The 16,942-nt window shown below is 44.4% G+C and carries 12 protein-coding genes, 1 other RNA gene and 1 other annotated feature; of the genes, 1 reads left to right on the top strand and 12 read right to left on the bottom strand.

Annotated elements, in window-relative coordinates:
* Nucleotides 1-108: 108 nt before the first annotated feature.
* The 10 genes from ssrS to CSV77_RS07380 all read right to left on the bottom strand — a co-directional run bounded on the left by ssrS (nt 109) and on the right by CSV77_RS07380 (nt 14,255).
* A non-coding RNA gene (gene ssrS, locus CSV77_RS07425) (6S RNA) lies at nt 109-289 on the bottom strand.
* Nucleotides 290-365: 76 nt separating this feature from the next.
* Nucleotides 366-2,135, bottom strand: a complete 1,770-nt coding sequence (aspS, locus tag CSV77_RS07420; RefSeq protein WP_099672918.1) for an aspartate--tRNA ligase — start codon at nt 2,133-2,135, stop codon at nt 366-368.
* Nucleotides 2,136-2,677: 542 nt separating this feature from the next.
* Nucleotides 2,678-3,940: a histidine--tRNA ligase gene (gene hisS, locus CSV77_RS07415; protein ID WP_099672917.1), complete on the bottom strand. Its 1,263-nt coding sequence runs from the start codon at nt 3,938-3,940 to the stop codon at nt 2,678-2,680.
* Between the two features lie 74 nt (nt 3,941-4,014).
* Nucleotides 4,015-4,233: a binding site (T-box leader), on the bottom strand.
* Between the two features lie 237 nt (nt 4,234-4,470).
* Complete coding sequence (gene dtd, locus CSV77_RS07410) at nt 4,471-4,911, bottom strand: D-aminoacyl-tRNA deacylase (protein ID WP_099672916.1); 441 nt, start codon at nt 4,909-4,911, stop codon at nt 4,471-4,473.
* Between the two features lie 15 nt (nt 4,912-4,926).
* A complete protein-coding gene (locus CSV77_RS07405) occupies nt 4,927-7,125 on the bottom strand; it encodes a RelA/SpoT family protein (RefSeq protein WP_099672915.1) in 2,199 nt (732 codons plus the stop codon).
* A gap of 149 nt (nt 7,126-7,274) precedes the next feature.
* On the bottom strand, nt 7,275-7,787 hold the full coding sequence (locus CSV77_RS07400; protein ID WP_099629840.1) for an adenine phosphoribosyltransferase: 513 nt from the start codon (nt 7,785-7,787) through the stop codon (nt 7,275-7,277).
* Nucleotides 7,778-10,132 carry a single-stranded-DNA-specific exonuclease RecJ gene (gene recJ / locus CSV77_RS07395; protein WP_483315661.1) on the bottom strand — a complete coding sequence of 785 codons (2,355 nt, stop codon included), beginning with the start codon at nt 10,130-10,132 and terminating at the stop codon, nt 7,778-7,780. Before recJ ends, CSV77_RS07400 begins: the two co-directional genes overlap by 10 nt.
* 981 nt (nt 10,133-11,113) lie before the next feature.
* On the bottom strand, nt 11,114-11,473 hold the full coding sequence (locus CSV77_RS07390; RefSeq protein WP_099672913.1) for a LapA family protein: 360 nt from the start codon (nt 11,471-11,473) through the stop codon (nt 11,114-11,116).
* A gap of 72 nt (nt 11,474-11,545) precedes the next feature.
* Nucleotides 11,546-13,813, bottom strand: coding sequence for a protein translocase subunit SecDF (secDF, locus tag CSV77_RS07385; protein ID WP_099672912.1), 2,268 nt, complete (start codon nt 13,811-13,813; stop codon nt 11,546-11,548).
* A gap of 130 nt (nt 13,814-13,943) precedes the next feature.
* Nucleotides 13,944-14,255: a post-transcriptional regulator gene (locus tag CSV77_RS07380; RefSeq protein ID WP_158232037.1), complete on the bottom strand. Its 312-nt coding sequence runs from the start codon at nt 14,253-14,255 to the stop codon at nt 13,944-13,946.
* Between the two features lie 131 nt (nt 14,256-14,386).
* On the opposite strand from CSV77_RS07380, the gene CSV77_RS07375 reads away from it, so the two are divergent.
* The gene (locus CSV77_RS07375; protein WP_099672910.1) at nt 14,387-15,904 is read left to right on the top strand and encodes a putative polysaccharide biosynthesis protein; all 1,518 of its coding nucleotides are present in this window, start codon (nt 14,387-14,389) and stop codon (nt 15,902-15,904) included.
* On the opposite strand, the gene CSV77_RS07370 is transcribed toward CSV77_RS07375, so the two are convergent.
* Together CSV77_RS07370 and yajC are read right to left on the bottom strand one after the other, a co-directional pair.
* A complete protein-coding gene (locus CSV77_RS07370) occupies nt 15,901-16,536 on the bottom strand; it encodes a DUF421 domain-containing protein (protein ID WP_099672909.1) in 636 nt (211 codons plus the stop codon). The two genes, CSV77_RS07375 and CSV77_RS07370, sit on opposite strands and share 4 nt — an antisense overlap.
* 108 nt (nt 16,537-16,644) lie before the next feature.
* Nucleotides 16,645-16,908, bottom strand: coding sequence for a preprotein translocase subunit YajC (gene yajC / locus CSV77_RS07365; RefSeq protein ID WP_099630010.1), 264 nt, complete (start codon nt 16,906-16,908; stop codon nt 16,645-16,647).
* Nucleotides 16,909-16,942 lie beyond the last annotated feature (34 nt).

Here is a 16,942-nt window from a genome sequence, read left to right as displayed (position 1 = left end):
TGTCTTCACTTTATACTAAAGCAGTCACCTGCTCTTACGCAACTACCTACATTTTAGACAGTAAAAAACCTTCTCGCTTATGCAAGAAGGTGAATAGTTGTTAGAAAGTGAAATCCCGACTGTGCCGTCTTTGAATATCGCTTTGAACCCGCTAATAGCAGGTGGGTGTCCTGTATAACTCTTTTGAGGTCCCGATTAAAGGCATGTCATCCAAGCTATAACGTTGAACTCCCGACGATAAGATGTTGGGTCAAAACTAATTTACAAATGACGAACACTTCAGGATTTCTACTAACCTCATCTTATCACACGCTTTTTTATAATTCAATCAATTTGAATAAAGTCTTTAAAAAATAGTTATTTACTCACTTTTTCACAGGTTCAGCGACCACTTTAATCCCAAGTTCTTTCAACTGGGCATCATCCACCGTACTTGGTGCTTCTGTCAATAGATCACTCGCACTAGCTGTTTTAGGGAACGCAATCGTGTCACGCAAGTTTGTAGATCCAGCAAGCAACATCACGATACGATCTAGACCGAACGCAATTCCACCGTGTGGAGGTGTACCGTATTCAAACGCATCCAACAAGAATCCAAATTGCTCGCGCGCTTGCTCATCCGTAAAGCCAAGTGCTTTGAACATCGCTTCTTGCACATCACGTTGGTAAATACGCAATGACCCGCCACCTAGCTCATACCCGTTCAACACTAAGTCATAGGCTTGTGCCTTCACAGTTTCCGGGCTAGTTTTCAATTCTTCCACGTCAGCCGGCATTGTGAATGGGTGATGCGCTGCGTAGTAACGGCCATCTTCCTCGTCGTATTCAAATAACGGCCAATCCGTTACCCATAGGAAGTTATACTGAGACTGGTCAATCAGGTCTAATTCTTTTCCAAGCTTTAGACGTAATGCGCCGAGTGAATCCGCTACAACAGATTTTTTATCTGCTCCGAATAAGAATAAATCTCCAGGTTCTCCGTCACCAGCTGCTTTAAGTGCTTCACCGATTTCTCCGTCGAAGAATTTCGCAATTGGACCATTGAAGCCGTCTTCCGTCACTTTCAGCCATGCCATTCCTTTCGCGCCATACACTTTTGCAAACTCGCCAAGTGCATCAATATCTTTACGTGAATACTTATCTGCCGCACCTTTAACGTTGATCAACTTCACCTGTCCGCCCGCTTCAACTGCGCCAGCGAATACTTTGAATGAAGAGTCTTTGACGATTTCCGATACATCCGTCAATTCCATTCCGAAACGAGTGTCTGGCTTATCTGAACCGAAACGCCCCATTGCTTCATCATATGGAATACGTTTAAACGGAGTTTCAACATCCACTTGTTTAACATCTTTCATTACTTTCTTGATCAAGCGTTCGTTGAGTTCCAAAATTTCTTCGATTGACATAAAACTCATTTCCATATCAATTTGCGTGAATTCCGGTTGACGGTCAGCACGTAAATCTTCATCACGGAAACAACGAGCAATTTGGTAGTAACGGTCGAAGCCAGATACCATCAATAACTGCTTAAACAACTGTGGTGACTGTGGCAAAGCGTAGAATTCACCTTCGTGAACACGGCTTGGCACTAAATAGTCACGTGCGCCTTCAGGCGTCGATTTCGTTAGAATCGGTGTTTCTACTTCCATGAATCCTTCGTCATCCAAGAAGTTACGTACGGTTTTCGTAATGTCTGAACGCATTTTGAACACTTTTGCAAGCTCAGGGCGACGCAAGTCTAAGTAGCGATACTTCAGTCGTGTTTCTTCGCCCACATCCGTTTCGTCTTCGATTGTAAATGGCGGATTTTTCGCTTCGTTAATGACTTTCACTTCTACCACTTGCACTTCGATTGCACCTGTTGCGATGTTTTTGTTCTTTGTACGCTCTTCACGTTCGATGACGAGACCTGTTACTTCGATGACGTATTCGTTACGCAATGTTTCAGCGATTTCGAGTGCTTCTTTTGAGATGTCCGGGTTGAAGACCGTTTGGACGATGCCTGCACGGTCGCGGACGTCGATGAAGATGAGCCCGCCTAGGTCACGGCGCTTCTGCACCCAGCCTTTGAGCGTGACTTCTTCTCCGATTTGTAGTTCCGATAAGTTCCCACAATAATGTGTGCGTTGCATAGTGACTACACTACCCTTCTGATGTTTGAGTTTGTTTTTTGTTTTTATTTAATGTAAGAATAAGTAGAAAGTAAAATTAGTGTTGTGGTTGGGGATTTCCGTTCCGAGCGGACGCTTTCCTGCGGGCATGGCTTGAGCCAAGCGAACGGTGAAGGGTTCGCTTTGCCGTATTTCTGCGTACTCTGCAGAAATTAAGGCATCTGCGGGGTCTCAAGGCTCATGCTATTCCCGCGGGAGTCGCCGCTCGGAACGAAAATCCCAAATTAGAACAATGAAATACGTTGTAACTGTACTTGAATTTGATTTTGTAATTGTATTATAAAAAAGTACAAGAACAGTAAAAGAATTCGCTTATTGACTTTAGTAACATTTTCTACTACCTAAAGTCTTTTTGCAGGATTGGAGCGTAAGAGGGGCGACTCCCGGAGGATCAGCCCGACAGGTGAGACAACCAAAGGAAGCGTAGCGACCTGGTTGGCTCACCGCGGGCCCTTGGGAAAGCGTCCCCTCTGGAGCGCAAATCCCACACCCTATCTTTGCACTTACTTTTTCAATTCCTCAACCAATTCTTCAACCGTAACTTTTTTCTGCTCGCCGTCCGCCATGTTCTTCAGCTGGACGACGTGTTCGTTCACTTCGTCTTCGCCTATGACGATGACGTGGTTTGCTTTCAAGCGGTCAGCGGATTTCATTTGGGCCTTCATCTTGCGGTCCATGTAGTCCATTTCGCTGCGTAAACCGTTCTCGCGTAGCTTGCCAAGAATCTCGAAGCCTTTTTCTCGTGCTGCGTCGCCTAAAGTGACGATGTAGACATCAAGTGAAGGTTGGTCTGTAAAGGACTTTCCTTCCGCTTCCAGTGCGAGTAAAAGCCGCTCGATGCTGAGAGCGAAGCCGATACCCGGTGCTGCCGGGCCGCCGATTTCTTCAGCAAGTCCATTGTAACGTCCGCCCCCACAAAGTGTGGTGATTGCACCGAAGCCTTTAGACGTACTCATGATTTCGAATGCGGTGTGGTTATAGTAATCCAGTCCACGCACAAGATTCGGATCGTATTCGTACTCGATACCTGCAATGTCCAAGTAGTTCTTTACTTTCTCAAAGTACGCGCTTGACTCTTCATTGAGATAATCAGCAAGTGAAGGTGCTGTTTTCATCAATGGGTGTTCTCTATCCACTTTACAATCCAGAATTCGCAATGGATTCTTCTCGAGACGGTTTTGGCAGTCCGAACAGAATTCCCCAATATTTGGGCTGAAGTGTGCAATCAACGCTTCGCGGTGTGCATCGCGTGATTCTTTGTCGCCAAGTGAATTCAATACGAGTTTGATATCAGAAAGACCCGTTTTCTTATAAATGTTCATTGCCAACTCGATTACCTCTGCATCGATTGCTGGATCATCACTGCCGATTGCCTCTACGCCGAACTGGACGAATTGACGGTAACGGCCGGCTTGTTGACGCTCATAGCGGAACATCGGCCCCGTGTAGTATAGCTTTACAGGCTGATCTGCGTAGCCAAACATTTTGTGTTCGACGAATGAACGCACGACAGGCGCTGTACCTTCCGGGCGCAATGTCATTGAGCGATCTCCTCGATCGGTGAATGTGTACATTTCTTTTTGCACGATATCTGTCGTGTCGCCGACCGTGCGCTGGAATAATTCCGTTTGTTCGAAAATTGGTGTGCGGATTTCCTTGTAGTTGTAGACATCACAAATCGAACGAGCAATCTTTTCAACGCGCTGCCACTTCCAGGAAACGTCAGGAAGAATATCCTGTGTACCGCGGGGAACTTTAAAATTCATTAGTAAAACTCCTTTCGATGATCTGATAATGGGTGAACATTCCGAGAACACAAAAAAGCTCCCATCCCTAATAAAACAGGGACGAGAGCTTGTAGCTTCCGCGGTTCCACCCAAATTGACACACAAGTGCCCACTCGAATCCGGATAACGGCCGGTTCCGTCCACGCCTACTAATTTCAGCATGAATCCTCCGTGGTGTTGTTCGCTTTACGGTTCTGTCAGGGAATTTCAGCCAAGTTCCCCGTTCTCTTTCCAGCCTATAGTAAAGGTATTTTCCACATCATTGGTGTATGAATTAATTCGATTACTATCTATGTTAGTCGTAACCTCTACTACTGTCAACTTCTTTGGCGAATTATATATATTGGTTGGAATTGGAATGTGCTCTTACAAAACCTATATCCGCTCTATTGATATCCATAAGCGCTCTATGAAACGTCCCGAACGCTCTATCGCACCTGTTATCCGCTCATACACCCACGTCCCGTGCTCTATCAAGCCCCGCAACCGCTCATACACTCTACTCTCACTTACCTAGACTCAATCATCAGCGTCACTGGACCGTCATTCGTCAACTGCACGTCCATCATGGCACCAAACTGTCCTGTTTCAACGTGAAGTCCGAGACCGCGCAACTGTTCATTGAAGTATTCCCACAAAGGTTCTGCTACATCGGTTTTCGCCGCCTCAATAAAGCTTGGACGACGCCCTTTTTGAACGTTGCCATACAAAGTAAACTGGGAAACAGACAGAACCGCGCCATCTACTTCTGTGATTGAACGATTCAATTTCCCTTCGTCGTCTTCATAGATCCGCAAGCCGGCGATTTTATTGGCAAGATAGTTGGCATCTTGTTCGGTATCGTCATGCGTGATGCCGACGAGCAACACATAGCCAGTTGAAATGGAGCCTGTAATGTCCCCACCAACTGTTACGGAAGCGTCTTTCGCACGCTGTAATAAAACTCGCATGTTCACACCTCCTATTTAGTTCATGACCCGTTCTACGGAATAAACGTCTTTGATTTGTTTAATCTTATCCACGGTGCGTTGCAAATGCGCGATGTTTTGGATCTTAATCGACATATGGATATGCGCGATATCATCCTTATCCGCTTTGCCACTCACTGCGATAATTGGCGTATTCATATCGGCGACGACCATCATCACTTCGTTGAGCAAACCTTGTCTATCGAATGCGGAAATTTCAATATCCACTTGGAATTCTTTGCGAACTTGACCGTCTGGCAATGCCCATTGGACCTCTATGATACGTTCTTGCTGTCCTTGCTCAGACAATACGTTCGGACAATCGGTACGGTGTACGGAAACGCCACGACCACGTGTAATGAAACCGACGATTTCATCGCCTGGTACCGGGTTACAGCACTTCGAAATACGGATCAGCATATTGTCGATGTCTTTGACGATTACGCCTGATTCCGTCTGTTTCTCTGGTTTTGGCGTTTGAATGTCCGAGACGATTTTATCAATCGTTTCTTTTTGCACGCGTTCCTTGCGCATTCGCTCAGCTAGGCGATTGACCACTTGTTGCGCGGTAATGCCACCGGAGCCGACTGCAGCATACAGGTCTTCTTCAGAAGTAAAACTGAATTTATCAATGGTGCGCTGCATATTTTCTTTACTCAACGCTTCTTTGATATCATACTCTTCATCTTTCAGTTCCTTCTGAATCATCTCGCTACCTTTGTCGATGTTCTCGTCACGCAATTGCTTCTTAAAATATTGGCGAATTTTATTTTTCGCTTGCGATGTATGGGCCAATTTCAACCAGTCACGACTTGGACCAAACGACTGTTTAGAAGTCAGAATCTCTACAATATCACCTGTCGACAATGACGAATCGAGCGGTACGATTTTACCATTCACTTTCGCCCCGGTCGTCCGGTTTCCAATTTCGGAGTGCACGCGATAGGCAAAGTCAATCGGAACCGACCCTTGGGGCAATTCGACAACATCCCCGTCCGGTGTAAATACATACACCATGTCCGAAAATAAGTCGAACTTCAGTGACTCCATAAATTCCTGAGCATTGGACGATTCATTTTGAATTTCCAATATTTCACGGAACCATGTCAATTTCGAATCAATATCACTCGCTAGTTTCGCGACTTGTTTACCTTCTTTATATGCCCAGTGAGCTGCCACACCAAATTCTGAAATCCGGTGCATTTCTTCTGTCCGAATTTGTACTTCGAGTGGATCTCCTGCAGGTCCGACAACTGTTGTATGGATGGATTGATACAAATTTTGTTTCGGCATCGCGATATAGTCTTTGAATCGTCCTGGCATTGGCTTCCATAATGTATGAATGATTCCAAGCGCCGCATAGCAGTCTTTAATGCTTTTCACGACAATACGTACCGCCAGTAGATCATAAATTTCATTGAATTCTTTCTTCTGGATAACCATCTTTTGATAAATAGAATACAAATGCTTCGGTCTGCCATGAATTTCTGCGGCGATACCCATTTCGTCCAGTTCGACGCGCATCTGATTCATGACGTCTTTCAAATACTGTTCGCGTTCCGTCCGCTTTTGCTTCATCAGATTCACGATACGATAATATTGTTGCGGATTGGAATAGCGCAACGCAATATCTTCGAGTTCCCATTTGATCGTGGAAATTCCGAGGCGATGTGCGAGTGGTGAGAAGATCTCCAATGTTTCTTCCGACACTCGACGTTGTTTCGCTGCCGGAACATGCTTCAATGTCCGCATATTATGCAGACGGTCCGCAAGTTTAATCAAAATGACACGGATATCCTGTGCCATCGCGATAAACATTTTGCGATGATTTTCCGCTTGTTTTTCTTCATTGGACTTAAATTTTAACTTATCGAGCTTCGTTACACCGTCAACAAGCATCGCGACTTCATCACCGAATTCACGAATAATGTCTTCGCGGCTTATTTCGGTATCCTCTACCACATCATGCAAGAAGCCCGCTGCGACCGTTTCCGGATCCATTTGAAGACCCGCTAAAATTCCCGCGACTTGAATCGGATGGTTGATATACGGTTCACCTGAAGTCCTAAACTGTCCTTCATGTGACTTTTCAGCCATTTCATATGCCCGTCTAATGAAGTCGACGTGTTCTTCGTTCATATATTTGGCGACCAGGTCGTATATGTCTTGCTCTGTCAGGTCTTGATTTTTCGCCATCGACTTACCCCTTTCATCCTATTCCGTAAATATTTAGAAAATATTTTTTAGTAGTATATGTATATTATCACCTATATGTAAAGCGAATCAAACCCAGTGCCTATATTTATATAACAAGAATCCTCCGCATTAAGCGAAGGATTCCCCTATCAGTACGTAATTAACGCCTTGATGTTTTCATTCGTCAATTTTTTTCGACCGTTCAAGTACGATAGTTCGATCAAGAATGCACAGCCTGCTACTACCCCGCCAAGTTTCTCAATTAATTCGACTGTTGCACCGACCGTACCGCCAGTTGCAAGTAAATCGTCGACAATAAGCACACGTTGACCTGGTTTGATAGCATCTTTGTGAATCGTTAACTCATCTTGTCCATACTCTAAGTCATAAAAGACGGAGATGGTTTCACGTGGTAATTTGCCAGGCTTACGAACCGGTGCGAAACCGATTTCAAGCGCATAGGCAACAGGACAACCAATGATGAAACCGCGTGCTTCCGGTCCCACGATGATATCTACGTCCAATCCTTTCGCATACTCGACAATTTGGTCTGTCGCATACTTATATGCTTCTCCGTTATCCATGATCGTCGTGATGTCTTTAAAGCTCACACCCGGTTTCGGATAATCGTCTACAGTCGTTACAAACTTTTTTAAGTCCACAATTTTTCCTCCTCAACAGCTTTCGTCTCACGCAAAGAGTCGAATACGTTCTTTAAGTCCTGATACGGAGCATAAAGCAATAACTCTTCTAGTTTGATCTGCTGTTGGCGTTTTTTATAAGATGGCGCTTCTGCCAAATCTCGTTTGCCGGCAGAAGTAAGCATCGTCACCTTACCATTCTCTAGTGTAACAAATTCTAGTTCATAAAACACTTTTGTCATAAACTTTATCACATCTTTTTTCCAACCTTTATGTTTGGAAAGCATATCGATTTGATTGTATATATCAAATGTCTCACGTTTCTTCAAAAAGCTGTAATACCAACCAAATTGTTGGCGATCTGGTATTTTTTCGAAGTACATCGAATCATGCACATGCAGATGAAGATACACTCGGTCAGCAAGCGTTACGCCCATCACTTGCTTCAACTGTTCTTCTGCCTGAGGCATATCGAGCAATACGATAGCAGAAGATGGATGAAGGGTATCGCGTCCAACTAAAGCAATCGAAATGTCTTTAAAGAACGGAGTAAAATGTTGGATGGCTTCTTCACTGAACGCAATAAATTGGGCTTGATCCGGAATCATCGGTAACCATCTAGCAGGCTCTCGGATTCCACGGTAATCGAATAACTGCCACTCGTCACACTTCACATCTTCGACAAGTAGCTGTGCTTTCTTATTACCGTTCCATTCATTAATCTGTAAATCACCTGTCAAACTCAGCTTACTTTGTGGTGCCATTTCGTCAGCCAGTGCCCCCGCACCGAAATATATTGCATCTAGCCGCTCATTACGATCGCCCATTTCAAGCTTTAAATGATCTTTCGCTGAACCGATTTTACGGACAGAGATCGTGTCAAGCTGTTCCAATAAGAAAACAGGTTTCGGGAATCCCATTCCGAACGGCCGGATTTTCTCTAGCGCTTCAATAGAGGCAATATCAATTTCATCCAATGCTAGTGGTACATCGATGGATAAAATAGGTTGTAAATCCTCTTTCCTCAATACTTCTTTCGCCTGCTCATTTAAATTCGAACGCAATAATTCGACGTCCTCTATTTTCAATGACATCCCAGCAGCCATCGCGTGACCTCCGAAGTGTGGCAGAATCGACGCATTCTTTGAAAGTTCCTTATACAAATCAAAGCCCTCAATACTGCGAGCGGAACCTTTCGCCATTCCCGTTTCACGATCGAGCGACAAAATGATCGAAGGACGGTAGTATTTCTCCGTCAGTCTCGATGACACGATGCCCACGACACCTGGATTCCAGCCTTCACCTTCTATGACTAGCACGTGAGGCACATGATCGCCATAACGAACTTCCACTTGCTCTTGCGCTTCCTTTGCGATTTCTTTCACTAATTGTTGCCGTTCTTTATTCAAATCATTCAATTCTTCCGCAATTCCCAGTGCTTGCTGCTCATCTTCCGCCTTTAATAACTCAACCGCTGGATCTGCATCACCAAGTCGGCCCGGCGCATTTAGACGAGGACCGATCGTAAAACCGATCGTTTCTTCCGATAAAGCATTCTGCTCATGACCGCTCACTTGCATCAACGCCTTAATGCCAGGACGTTGTGTTCGGCGTAATCTGCGGATTCCTTCTTTCACCATATACCGATTTTCATCTTCTAACGGTACCAAGTCCGCGATCGTACCGATAGCTACGAATTCCAACAAGTCTAGCGGTGGCTCTCCTAGTAAGGCAGAAGCTAGTTTGAACGCCACACCTACACCTGCAAGTTCTCCAAATGGATAATTGCCTTCCGGATGACGCGGGTGAATAACCGCATCCGCATCAGGTAGGACATCGCCCATTTCATGGTGGTCCGTCACGATAATCGTCATTCCAAGCGACTTCGCGAATGCAACTTGCTCAATGCCTGAAATTCCATTATCTACTGTGATCAGAACTTCTGTGCCTTCTGTATGTAGTTGTGCAAAGAAGTCGCTGTTCGGTCCGTAACCGTGTTCAAAACGGTTCGGGATGGCAAAGTTCACTTTTGCACCGAGACGTTCGAGCGCTGTCATGAGCACCGTGACGCTTGTTACACCGTCCGCGTCATAATCTCCAAATATTGTAAGTTGCTGTTGTGTGTCGATTGCATGCTGGATGCGATCGACGGCTTTTTGCATGTCATGTAATAAAAAAGGATCATGCAAGTTGGACTCGTCCATGTGCAGGTACGCGTTTGCTTGTTCGCTTGTGGTGATTCCGCGTGCGACGAGTATTTTCGTTAGCATTGTGGAAAGCTTCAAGTCCTTCGCGAGCTGGTTGACGAGTTCTTCATCTGGCCGATCAATTTGCCATCTTTTTTTGGATTGTATCAATGCTCTCACATCCTCTGTTCTTATTATAGCTAATGAAGATGGAGACTGAAAGGAAACGGGATGGAAAGATGGGGAGTAAGAACAGGATAGCATCGTTTTCTTCCTATAAGACCTGCAGAGGTAGTGATATAAAGAGTGAGAGATAGCAGTTAGCGTCATAGGCATAGTAGGCTGTTGCTCGAGTGGGCTTCGATTTGCGAATTTGAGAGTGCTGTAGTTGTACTTGCGCTACTGAGTGGTCATGATGTAGATTGTGGTTCTAGCAAAATAAGAAATTTTGTATATTACCCAACAGAGAAATCCTTATGGCAGAGCGACTACGCGGCTGCCGGTCTTGCTCACATTTTGTTGGGGACGTGGCTCGACTGATTATCTGGTACTAAAATTAGCGAGTGTTCACTTTCTGGACTCGCGCAGGCACGTGGGGGATTGCCTCCAGCCCTGAGCCAGCTGGCGATAGAGCTGCCAGTTGTCTTAGGGCCACGGCCTACCCCGCAGTTGTGCCTGCGCTACTGCGGGGTAATGATATAAGTTGCGGTTCTAACAGAAATAAAAACAGCGACATTGTGATACCTATCACTTATTTCTTGCGAGTGAAGTGTATGAACTGTCCTACACACAATCTAACGAAGGCGCCTGCTGTGGTAGGCGAAGCAAGGAGACAACCAGGCGCAATTCCTGTCTCGCTCCTTGCGAAAGCCATCCACCAGCGTCATAGTGGGGACAATGAACGCCCCGCCTCCATTGCCAGCAAAATCACACCCCAGCTCCGCTTATTACGCACTCCTAACAGAAACATAATCCAACAAGCACTTAAGCACTTAAGCACTTAATCGATAAAAAACAACTACCAGCACTGCCCTACACACTTTCCAACGAAGGCCATCCCCCTGCCACTTCTTACTTCCCAACTAAAAGCACATTAAAAGAAACAACAGCAAAAAAAGCCACAACAAGTCGCCAATCGCGACCTACTGCGGCAACACCTATTCAATACAACTCTCGCGGCGGAATAATCTCCGCCTTAACTAACGGTGGCTCCATCAACGCGTCGATTCGGTCCTCCATCTCCTGCATCTGCTTACGCTGCGCAGTCAATTCCTTCTCCTTCAATTGCAACTGTTTCTCCAATTCCTTAACACGTCGTCCATTTCGGTAGGACTTATAAATAGTAAAGAAACCACTAATAATCGCACCAAGCAACGCTGATCCAAGAATAATCAACACCAGCGGAATCATCTCCGTGCCAAAGAAATAATTAACTGGAACAGATTCTACATTAAAAACAGCAAATAATGCAATGAACACAGCAAATAACAAACCGACTAAAACCGTCCACTGGAATTTCATATTGATCGTTCCTCCATTCAAAAAAGCAGGATATACCGAAGTATACCCTGCTTTGAATATGGTTCAAACGTATTATACAACCGGTTCGTCTGAGCCCCATTGTTTTTTCTCTTTTTCTACTTTTATTCCGCCATTTTTCAAAATTTGCTTTCTCTTTAAATCGAACCAAAGTTGTGCAGAGATGAAGATGGAAGAATACGTACCTGCAAGCAAACCGATCAATAATGCGATGGAGAACGGTCGAATCGATTCTGCACCGAGTGCCATCAACGCCACGACAACGAAGACTACTGTCAGAACTGTGTTAACTGAACGGCCAAGCGTCTGTCGCAATGATTTATTGACAATCGTTGCCAATTCATTTTCTTCGCTAATATGCTTCGAGCGATTTAAGTTCTCACGAATTCTGTCAAAGGTGACGATCGTATCGTTAATGGAATAACCGACAATCGTCAGTACCGCCGCAATGAATGTGATGTCTACTTCGAGTCGCAAGATACTAAAGACGGCAATCATGAAGAACGCGTCATGTAGTAAACCAATAATCGCCGCTAGACCCATGCGCCATTCAAAACGTAACGCTACATAGATGATGATCCCAAGAGCCGCAAATGCCAGTGCATAAATCGCATTACGTACGAGCTCTTTACCTACCTTATTGGAAACTGTTGAAACGTTCGGCTCTGAACCAAATGTTTCAGATAACTCTTTTTTGATCTTATTGACTTCTTCTTGTGTGAAGTCTTCTTTATATCTCGCAACCGCAATGTTCTTTGCATCGCCCGAAATGACGACGTCAGACGTTGGGTGGCCGATGTCTTCAAGAAGATTCGTTACTTCCGTCTCATCTAGCTGTTGTTCAGCAAGTATTTCCACACGTGTACCACCAGCAAAGTCGATCCCCAAGTTGAGCTTAAAGACACCGAGCATGATCGCACCGACAATTAATAGGATAATAGAGAGTGTATAGAAACGTTTTCTTGAATGAACGAAATCGAAACGGTCGAATTTGGTTGTGAGATCAAGTGTCTCATAGCCTTCATCTGCCGAATGAAGATGTTTTTTGTTCAATCCGAACCAGCCAACTTTATTGTCGAGGTATCCACTGTGAACGAGTAGTCCGAGCAATAGACGCGATCCCCAAACCGCTGTCAGGAAACTGACCAAGATACTAATGATGAGCATCGTTGCGAAACCTTTAACAGAGCTTGTTCCGAAAACGAACAATACAACTGCCGCAAGAATTGTCGTGACGTTCGCATCGAGTATTGCGGCGAACGAAGACTTCGCTCCGGCTGTGAAGGACGTTTTAACTGATCTTCCGACACGTAATTCTTCTTTGATCCGCTCATAGGTAATGATATTGGCATCGACTGCCATACCGACCCCAAGCATTAATGCCGCGATACCTGGGAGTGTCAACACCCCATTGATCAATGTAAACACTAGCAAAATTAAGAAGATATAAACAGACAAAGTGACAACTGCCACAATCCCTGGCAAACGGTAATAGAGTACCATAAAGATAAAGATTAAGCTGATACCGACAATTCCAGCAAATATCGTTTTATCCAGTGCTTGTTCACCAAACTGCGCACCAACAGATGTCGAGTAAATTTCCTCTAAATGAACAGGTAATGCACCTGCGTTCAAAATACCAGCCAAGTTTTTCGTCTCTTCAATAGTGAAGTTTCCTGAAATTTCGACATTTGAAGAGTTGATGGTGCTAGAAACATACGGAGCCGAAATAAATGCGGGTTCCGGTTTTGCAGCTTCTTCAGCAAAGGAGTTTTCACCTTCAATGAAGTCCATCCAAATAACTAGCACGTTGTTTGGCTTCATGGCTGCAATTTCAGATGTAACTTCTCCAAATTTATTTGGATCTTTCATTTCCAATGTAACAACAGGATTGTTATTTTCATCGAAATTGGCTTTTGCTTTACCTGCTTTCAAATCATTACCGTCTAGCATCAATTTGTCATCCGCATTACGGAAGGAAAGATTGGCTTGAGTGGATAATAATTCGCGGGCAGTTTTCTGATCTTCTACCCCAGCAAGCTGAACTCGGATTCGGTTGTTTGATTCGATTTGAATGCTTGGTTCATTTACACCGAGCACGTCAATACGATTCGTCAATGCACGGGCCGTATCGGCAACCGTCGACTCCGTAATCTTTTGTCCTTCTTTCAATGGTTCCACTTGGTAAAGAACTTCGAAACCACCCTGCAAGTCAAGACCAAGCTTGACATCTTTTAAAATCGGACTCGTCGTGGAAAATATCGTTGATGCCAAAATGACGATAAGCAGCAAAAACGCGACGATCCTTCCTCTGTTTTTCATATTTCCTTTTCCCCCTCATATACTAGAGCGGCATAGCACCTGTTATGTACTTTCTTCTCTCATTGTACAACATACCAATTATGAAACAGTAGGTTGTCCGTGTCAAATACTTCATGATAAGAATTGCAAATCAATCCATTTTTTTGGGCGAAAATAAAACAGACCATTCTTCTTCACTCAATTCCAAAACGTCTTCACTGTTCCGTTGAGCCTCTGTTTGCTTATGGGTCATGAACTGTGCCGCAGTAATTGCCAAAACATCTGAAATCATTTCATACGAACGCATCGCAGAAACTTCTTTTTTCCGCCACTTCTTCTCCACTAAATATTTCAGTAAATCTTCTTCCGTAATCTCCGAGTAGCCATAAAACGTCAATTCTTGCTTTTTGCTTTCTAGTGCAGGGAGCAACTGTCTGTATAAATCTGTCAACTGTTGATCCAATGCCACTTCCCCCCTCGTGAATAGTTCCGGAATAAAGTTAATTATATCACATACACTTAACTATATTTGGGTTTTGCACAAGCATTCGTATTATATCCGAAAACGTGGCAAATCAGAAGGAGTGGTGTAGGGTGTCATCATTTATTCGGGGGACGATCTTTTTGATGGCGGCCGTGTTTTTATCAAAATTACTCGGCTTCGTCTATCGAATTCAATTTATGCGGGTTGCAGGAGAAGAAACCGTCGGGATCTATATGACCGCATATCCGGCGTTCATCTTTTTCCTTTCCTTAGTACAGCTTGGCGTACCCATTGCGATTGCGAAGGTCATAGCGGAAATAAAAGCGCAAGGTGGTACGGTACAATTACGACAAGTTATGAGAACCGCCACATTTATCACCATTTTATCCGGTGCAGTCTTCATTCCCGCATGTATTCTGTTCATTCCTTTTCTAGCCGAGACTTTACTTGGTAACGGCGCGACTTCCACTGCGTTATATGTAGCCCTCGCCATCGTACCTATCGCTTCACTTGGTGGGTTAATCAGAGGATATTTCCAGGGGATTTCCCGTATTGAAGAAACTGCCTGGGCACAAGTCATCGAACAAATCTTCCGGATTTTATTGATCACATGGATGCTTCCGTACATTCTAGCTCCTAACGATCCGATGATGAATGCAGCGTATGCTATGGCGGTGACATTCCTCGCTGAAGTCGTATCGGTACTTTATCTTCTGTACAAATACCGTCAGCAGCAAAAGAAAGAACCGAAGCCACAAAAAAAAGAACCGCGATATCCGATGGAGCCCATTCTTGAGGTGGCACTTCCATCGTCAGGCAGTCGTCTATTCGGGACGTTCACATGGTTCCTTGAGCCTATAATCTTTTTACGCGCTCTCTCTATGGCGGGCGTCGGAACAGTAGCCGCAACATCCTTGTACGGAGTAATTTCCGGGGTACTTATTCCTCTATTATTGTTTCCCGCATTCATTCCGTATGCATTATCTGTCGTGCTCGTTCCAGCGGTCAGTGGCGCAGCCGCTTCTAGCAACGTCAAAAAGTTGCAAGAACGTATTCATTTAGCATTGCGTTTATCCGCCTTAACGGGCGCATTTGCGGCTACAGTTTTTTATATGCACGGGCAAGCACTTGCTGAAAAACTGTTCCACATTGTAGATGGCGGCAGCTATATGACATTGCTTGCACCGATCTTCTTCTTTTATTATATACAAAGTCCACTTTACTCGATTTTACAAGCGACGGGCGATGCGAAGGCCGGTATGATGAACTCGGTTTACGGGGGGATTGCAAAACTTGCGGTAATGTTCATCTTGGCATCGCAACCAGGACTTCAAGAAACTGGCGCAGTTCTCGCAATCGGTTTCGGTGTACTCGTTACATCTTTCCTGCATATTGCCACACTCCGTCAAAACAAATCGACTGCCACTGGATTTTCAATGTTCGCGATGACCTATATCGTATTCTTGCTAACCGTCATCATCCGCCCGATTTTCATTCCTGTCGGTTCGCATCATCTATTTATCGAATGCTCCATTACGTCGGGTATCCTGTTCGCTTTATTATTGCTGACAAGACAAATCAAAACACAGGACTTTGTCATGCTACGAAATTTAGTTAAACGCTATTAATCACGTTTCAATTGTACTCTTATTTGCCCTTGTTCATATGAGCAATAGAAAATCCTACTCAAATCGGTGATGTTTTTTGCATGCAACTCTTGCAACAGCCATTCTTCCGTCTTGCCGATCAACTCCAGATGATCGGGCTGAATTTCACCGTCGAGCACGATTCCGACAATCGGCAAGTCACCGTCTTTTGTGAATACAGATAAATTTCCGGAAGATTCGAGATACGCAAACGTTACATTGTGAATCGAACCGACTTGATTTTCGCGTAATTGTTGAAACAAGTCATCGAGATTATAACGCTGTTTACGCATCTCTTCTTCTTGGATTACCCCATGTCGAATAATCAGCGAAGGATCGCCATCGACTAGATCTCGAAACTTTTTACTTTTTAAAGAAATCATCGACGAAATATATTGAATGATCAGCAATAGAAGTATAGGCAGGGCCCCTTTGATAATCGGTTTATCGGGAGATTCCACAATCATCGCAGCTACTTCCGCCATGATAATGAAGACGACGATATCGATAACACCCAATTCACCGACTTCTCGTTTCCCCATAATACGTAATATCACAAGAAGAAAAATATATAAAAATACCGTACGTAATCCGATGATGAGTAACTCGTGCACAGTCTATCTGCCTCCTTCACACTTAGTGTGCCGGCAGATCTTTTTTCTATACGTACACAAACAAAAAAGCGGCAATCTATGGATATACCACTAGATAACCGCTTTTACTTATGACGCTGTTACAACTCTGCCTACTGCTTGCTTGTCAAAACGCAAAACTGTAGTGTCAGATACACGCAAGAAAACAGAAGTCTCATCTACTGCATCCACAGTTCCGTGAATACCACCGATTGTCACTACTTCGTCTCCACGTTTTAAACTAGTTTGCATCTCTTTCGCTGCCTTTTGTCTCTTTTGAGCAGGACGAATGAGTAAAAACCACATAATAGCTACCATGATTACTAGTGTAAAAATACCACCGTATTGTTCCATCATTATACATTTTCCCCCTTCCTGATGCATCATT

It is taken from the genome of Sporosarcina sp. P16b (assembly GCF_002743065.1).
GTDB lineage: Bacteria > Bacillota > Bacilli > Bacillales_A > Planococcaceae > Sporosarcina.
This window is presented reverse-complemented; position numbering and strand designations above follow the sequence as displayed.

Coding starts and splice junctions, on each gene's coding strand:
- aspS (WP_099672918.1), bottom strand. CDS start 2,135: ATGCAACGCACACATTATTGTGGGAACTTATCGGAACTACAAATCGGA.
- hisS (WP_099672917.1), bottom strand. CDS start 3,940: ATGAATTTTAAAGTTCCCCGCGGTACACAGGATATTCTTCCTGACGTT.
- dtd (WP_099672916.1), bottom strand. CDS start 4,911: ATGCGAGTTTTATTACAGCGTGCGAAAGACGCTTCCGTAACAGTTGGT.
- CSV77_RS07405 (WP_099672915.1), bottom strand. CDS start 7,125: ATGGCGAAAAATCAAGACCTGACAGAGCAAGACATATACGACCTGGTC.
- CSV77_RS07390 (WP_099672913.1), bottom strand. CDS start 11,473: ATGAAATTCCAGTGGACGGTTTTAGTCGGTTTGTTATTTGCTGTGTTC.
- secDF (WP_099672912.1), bottom strand. CDS start 13,813: ATGAAAAACAGAGGAAGGATCGTCGCGTTTTTGCTGCTTATCGTCATT.
- yajC (WP_099630010.1), bottom strand. CDS start 16,908: ATGGAACAATACGGTGGTATTTTTACACTAGTAATCATGGTAGCTATT.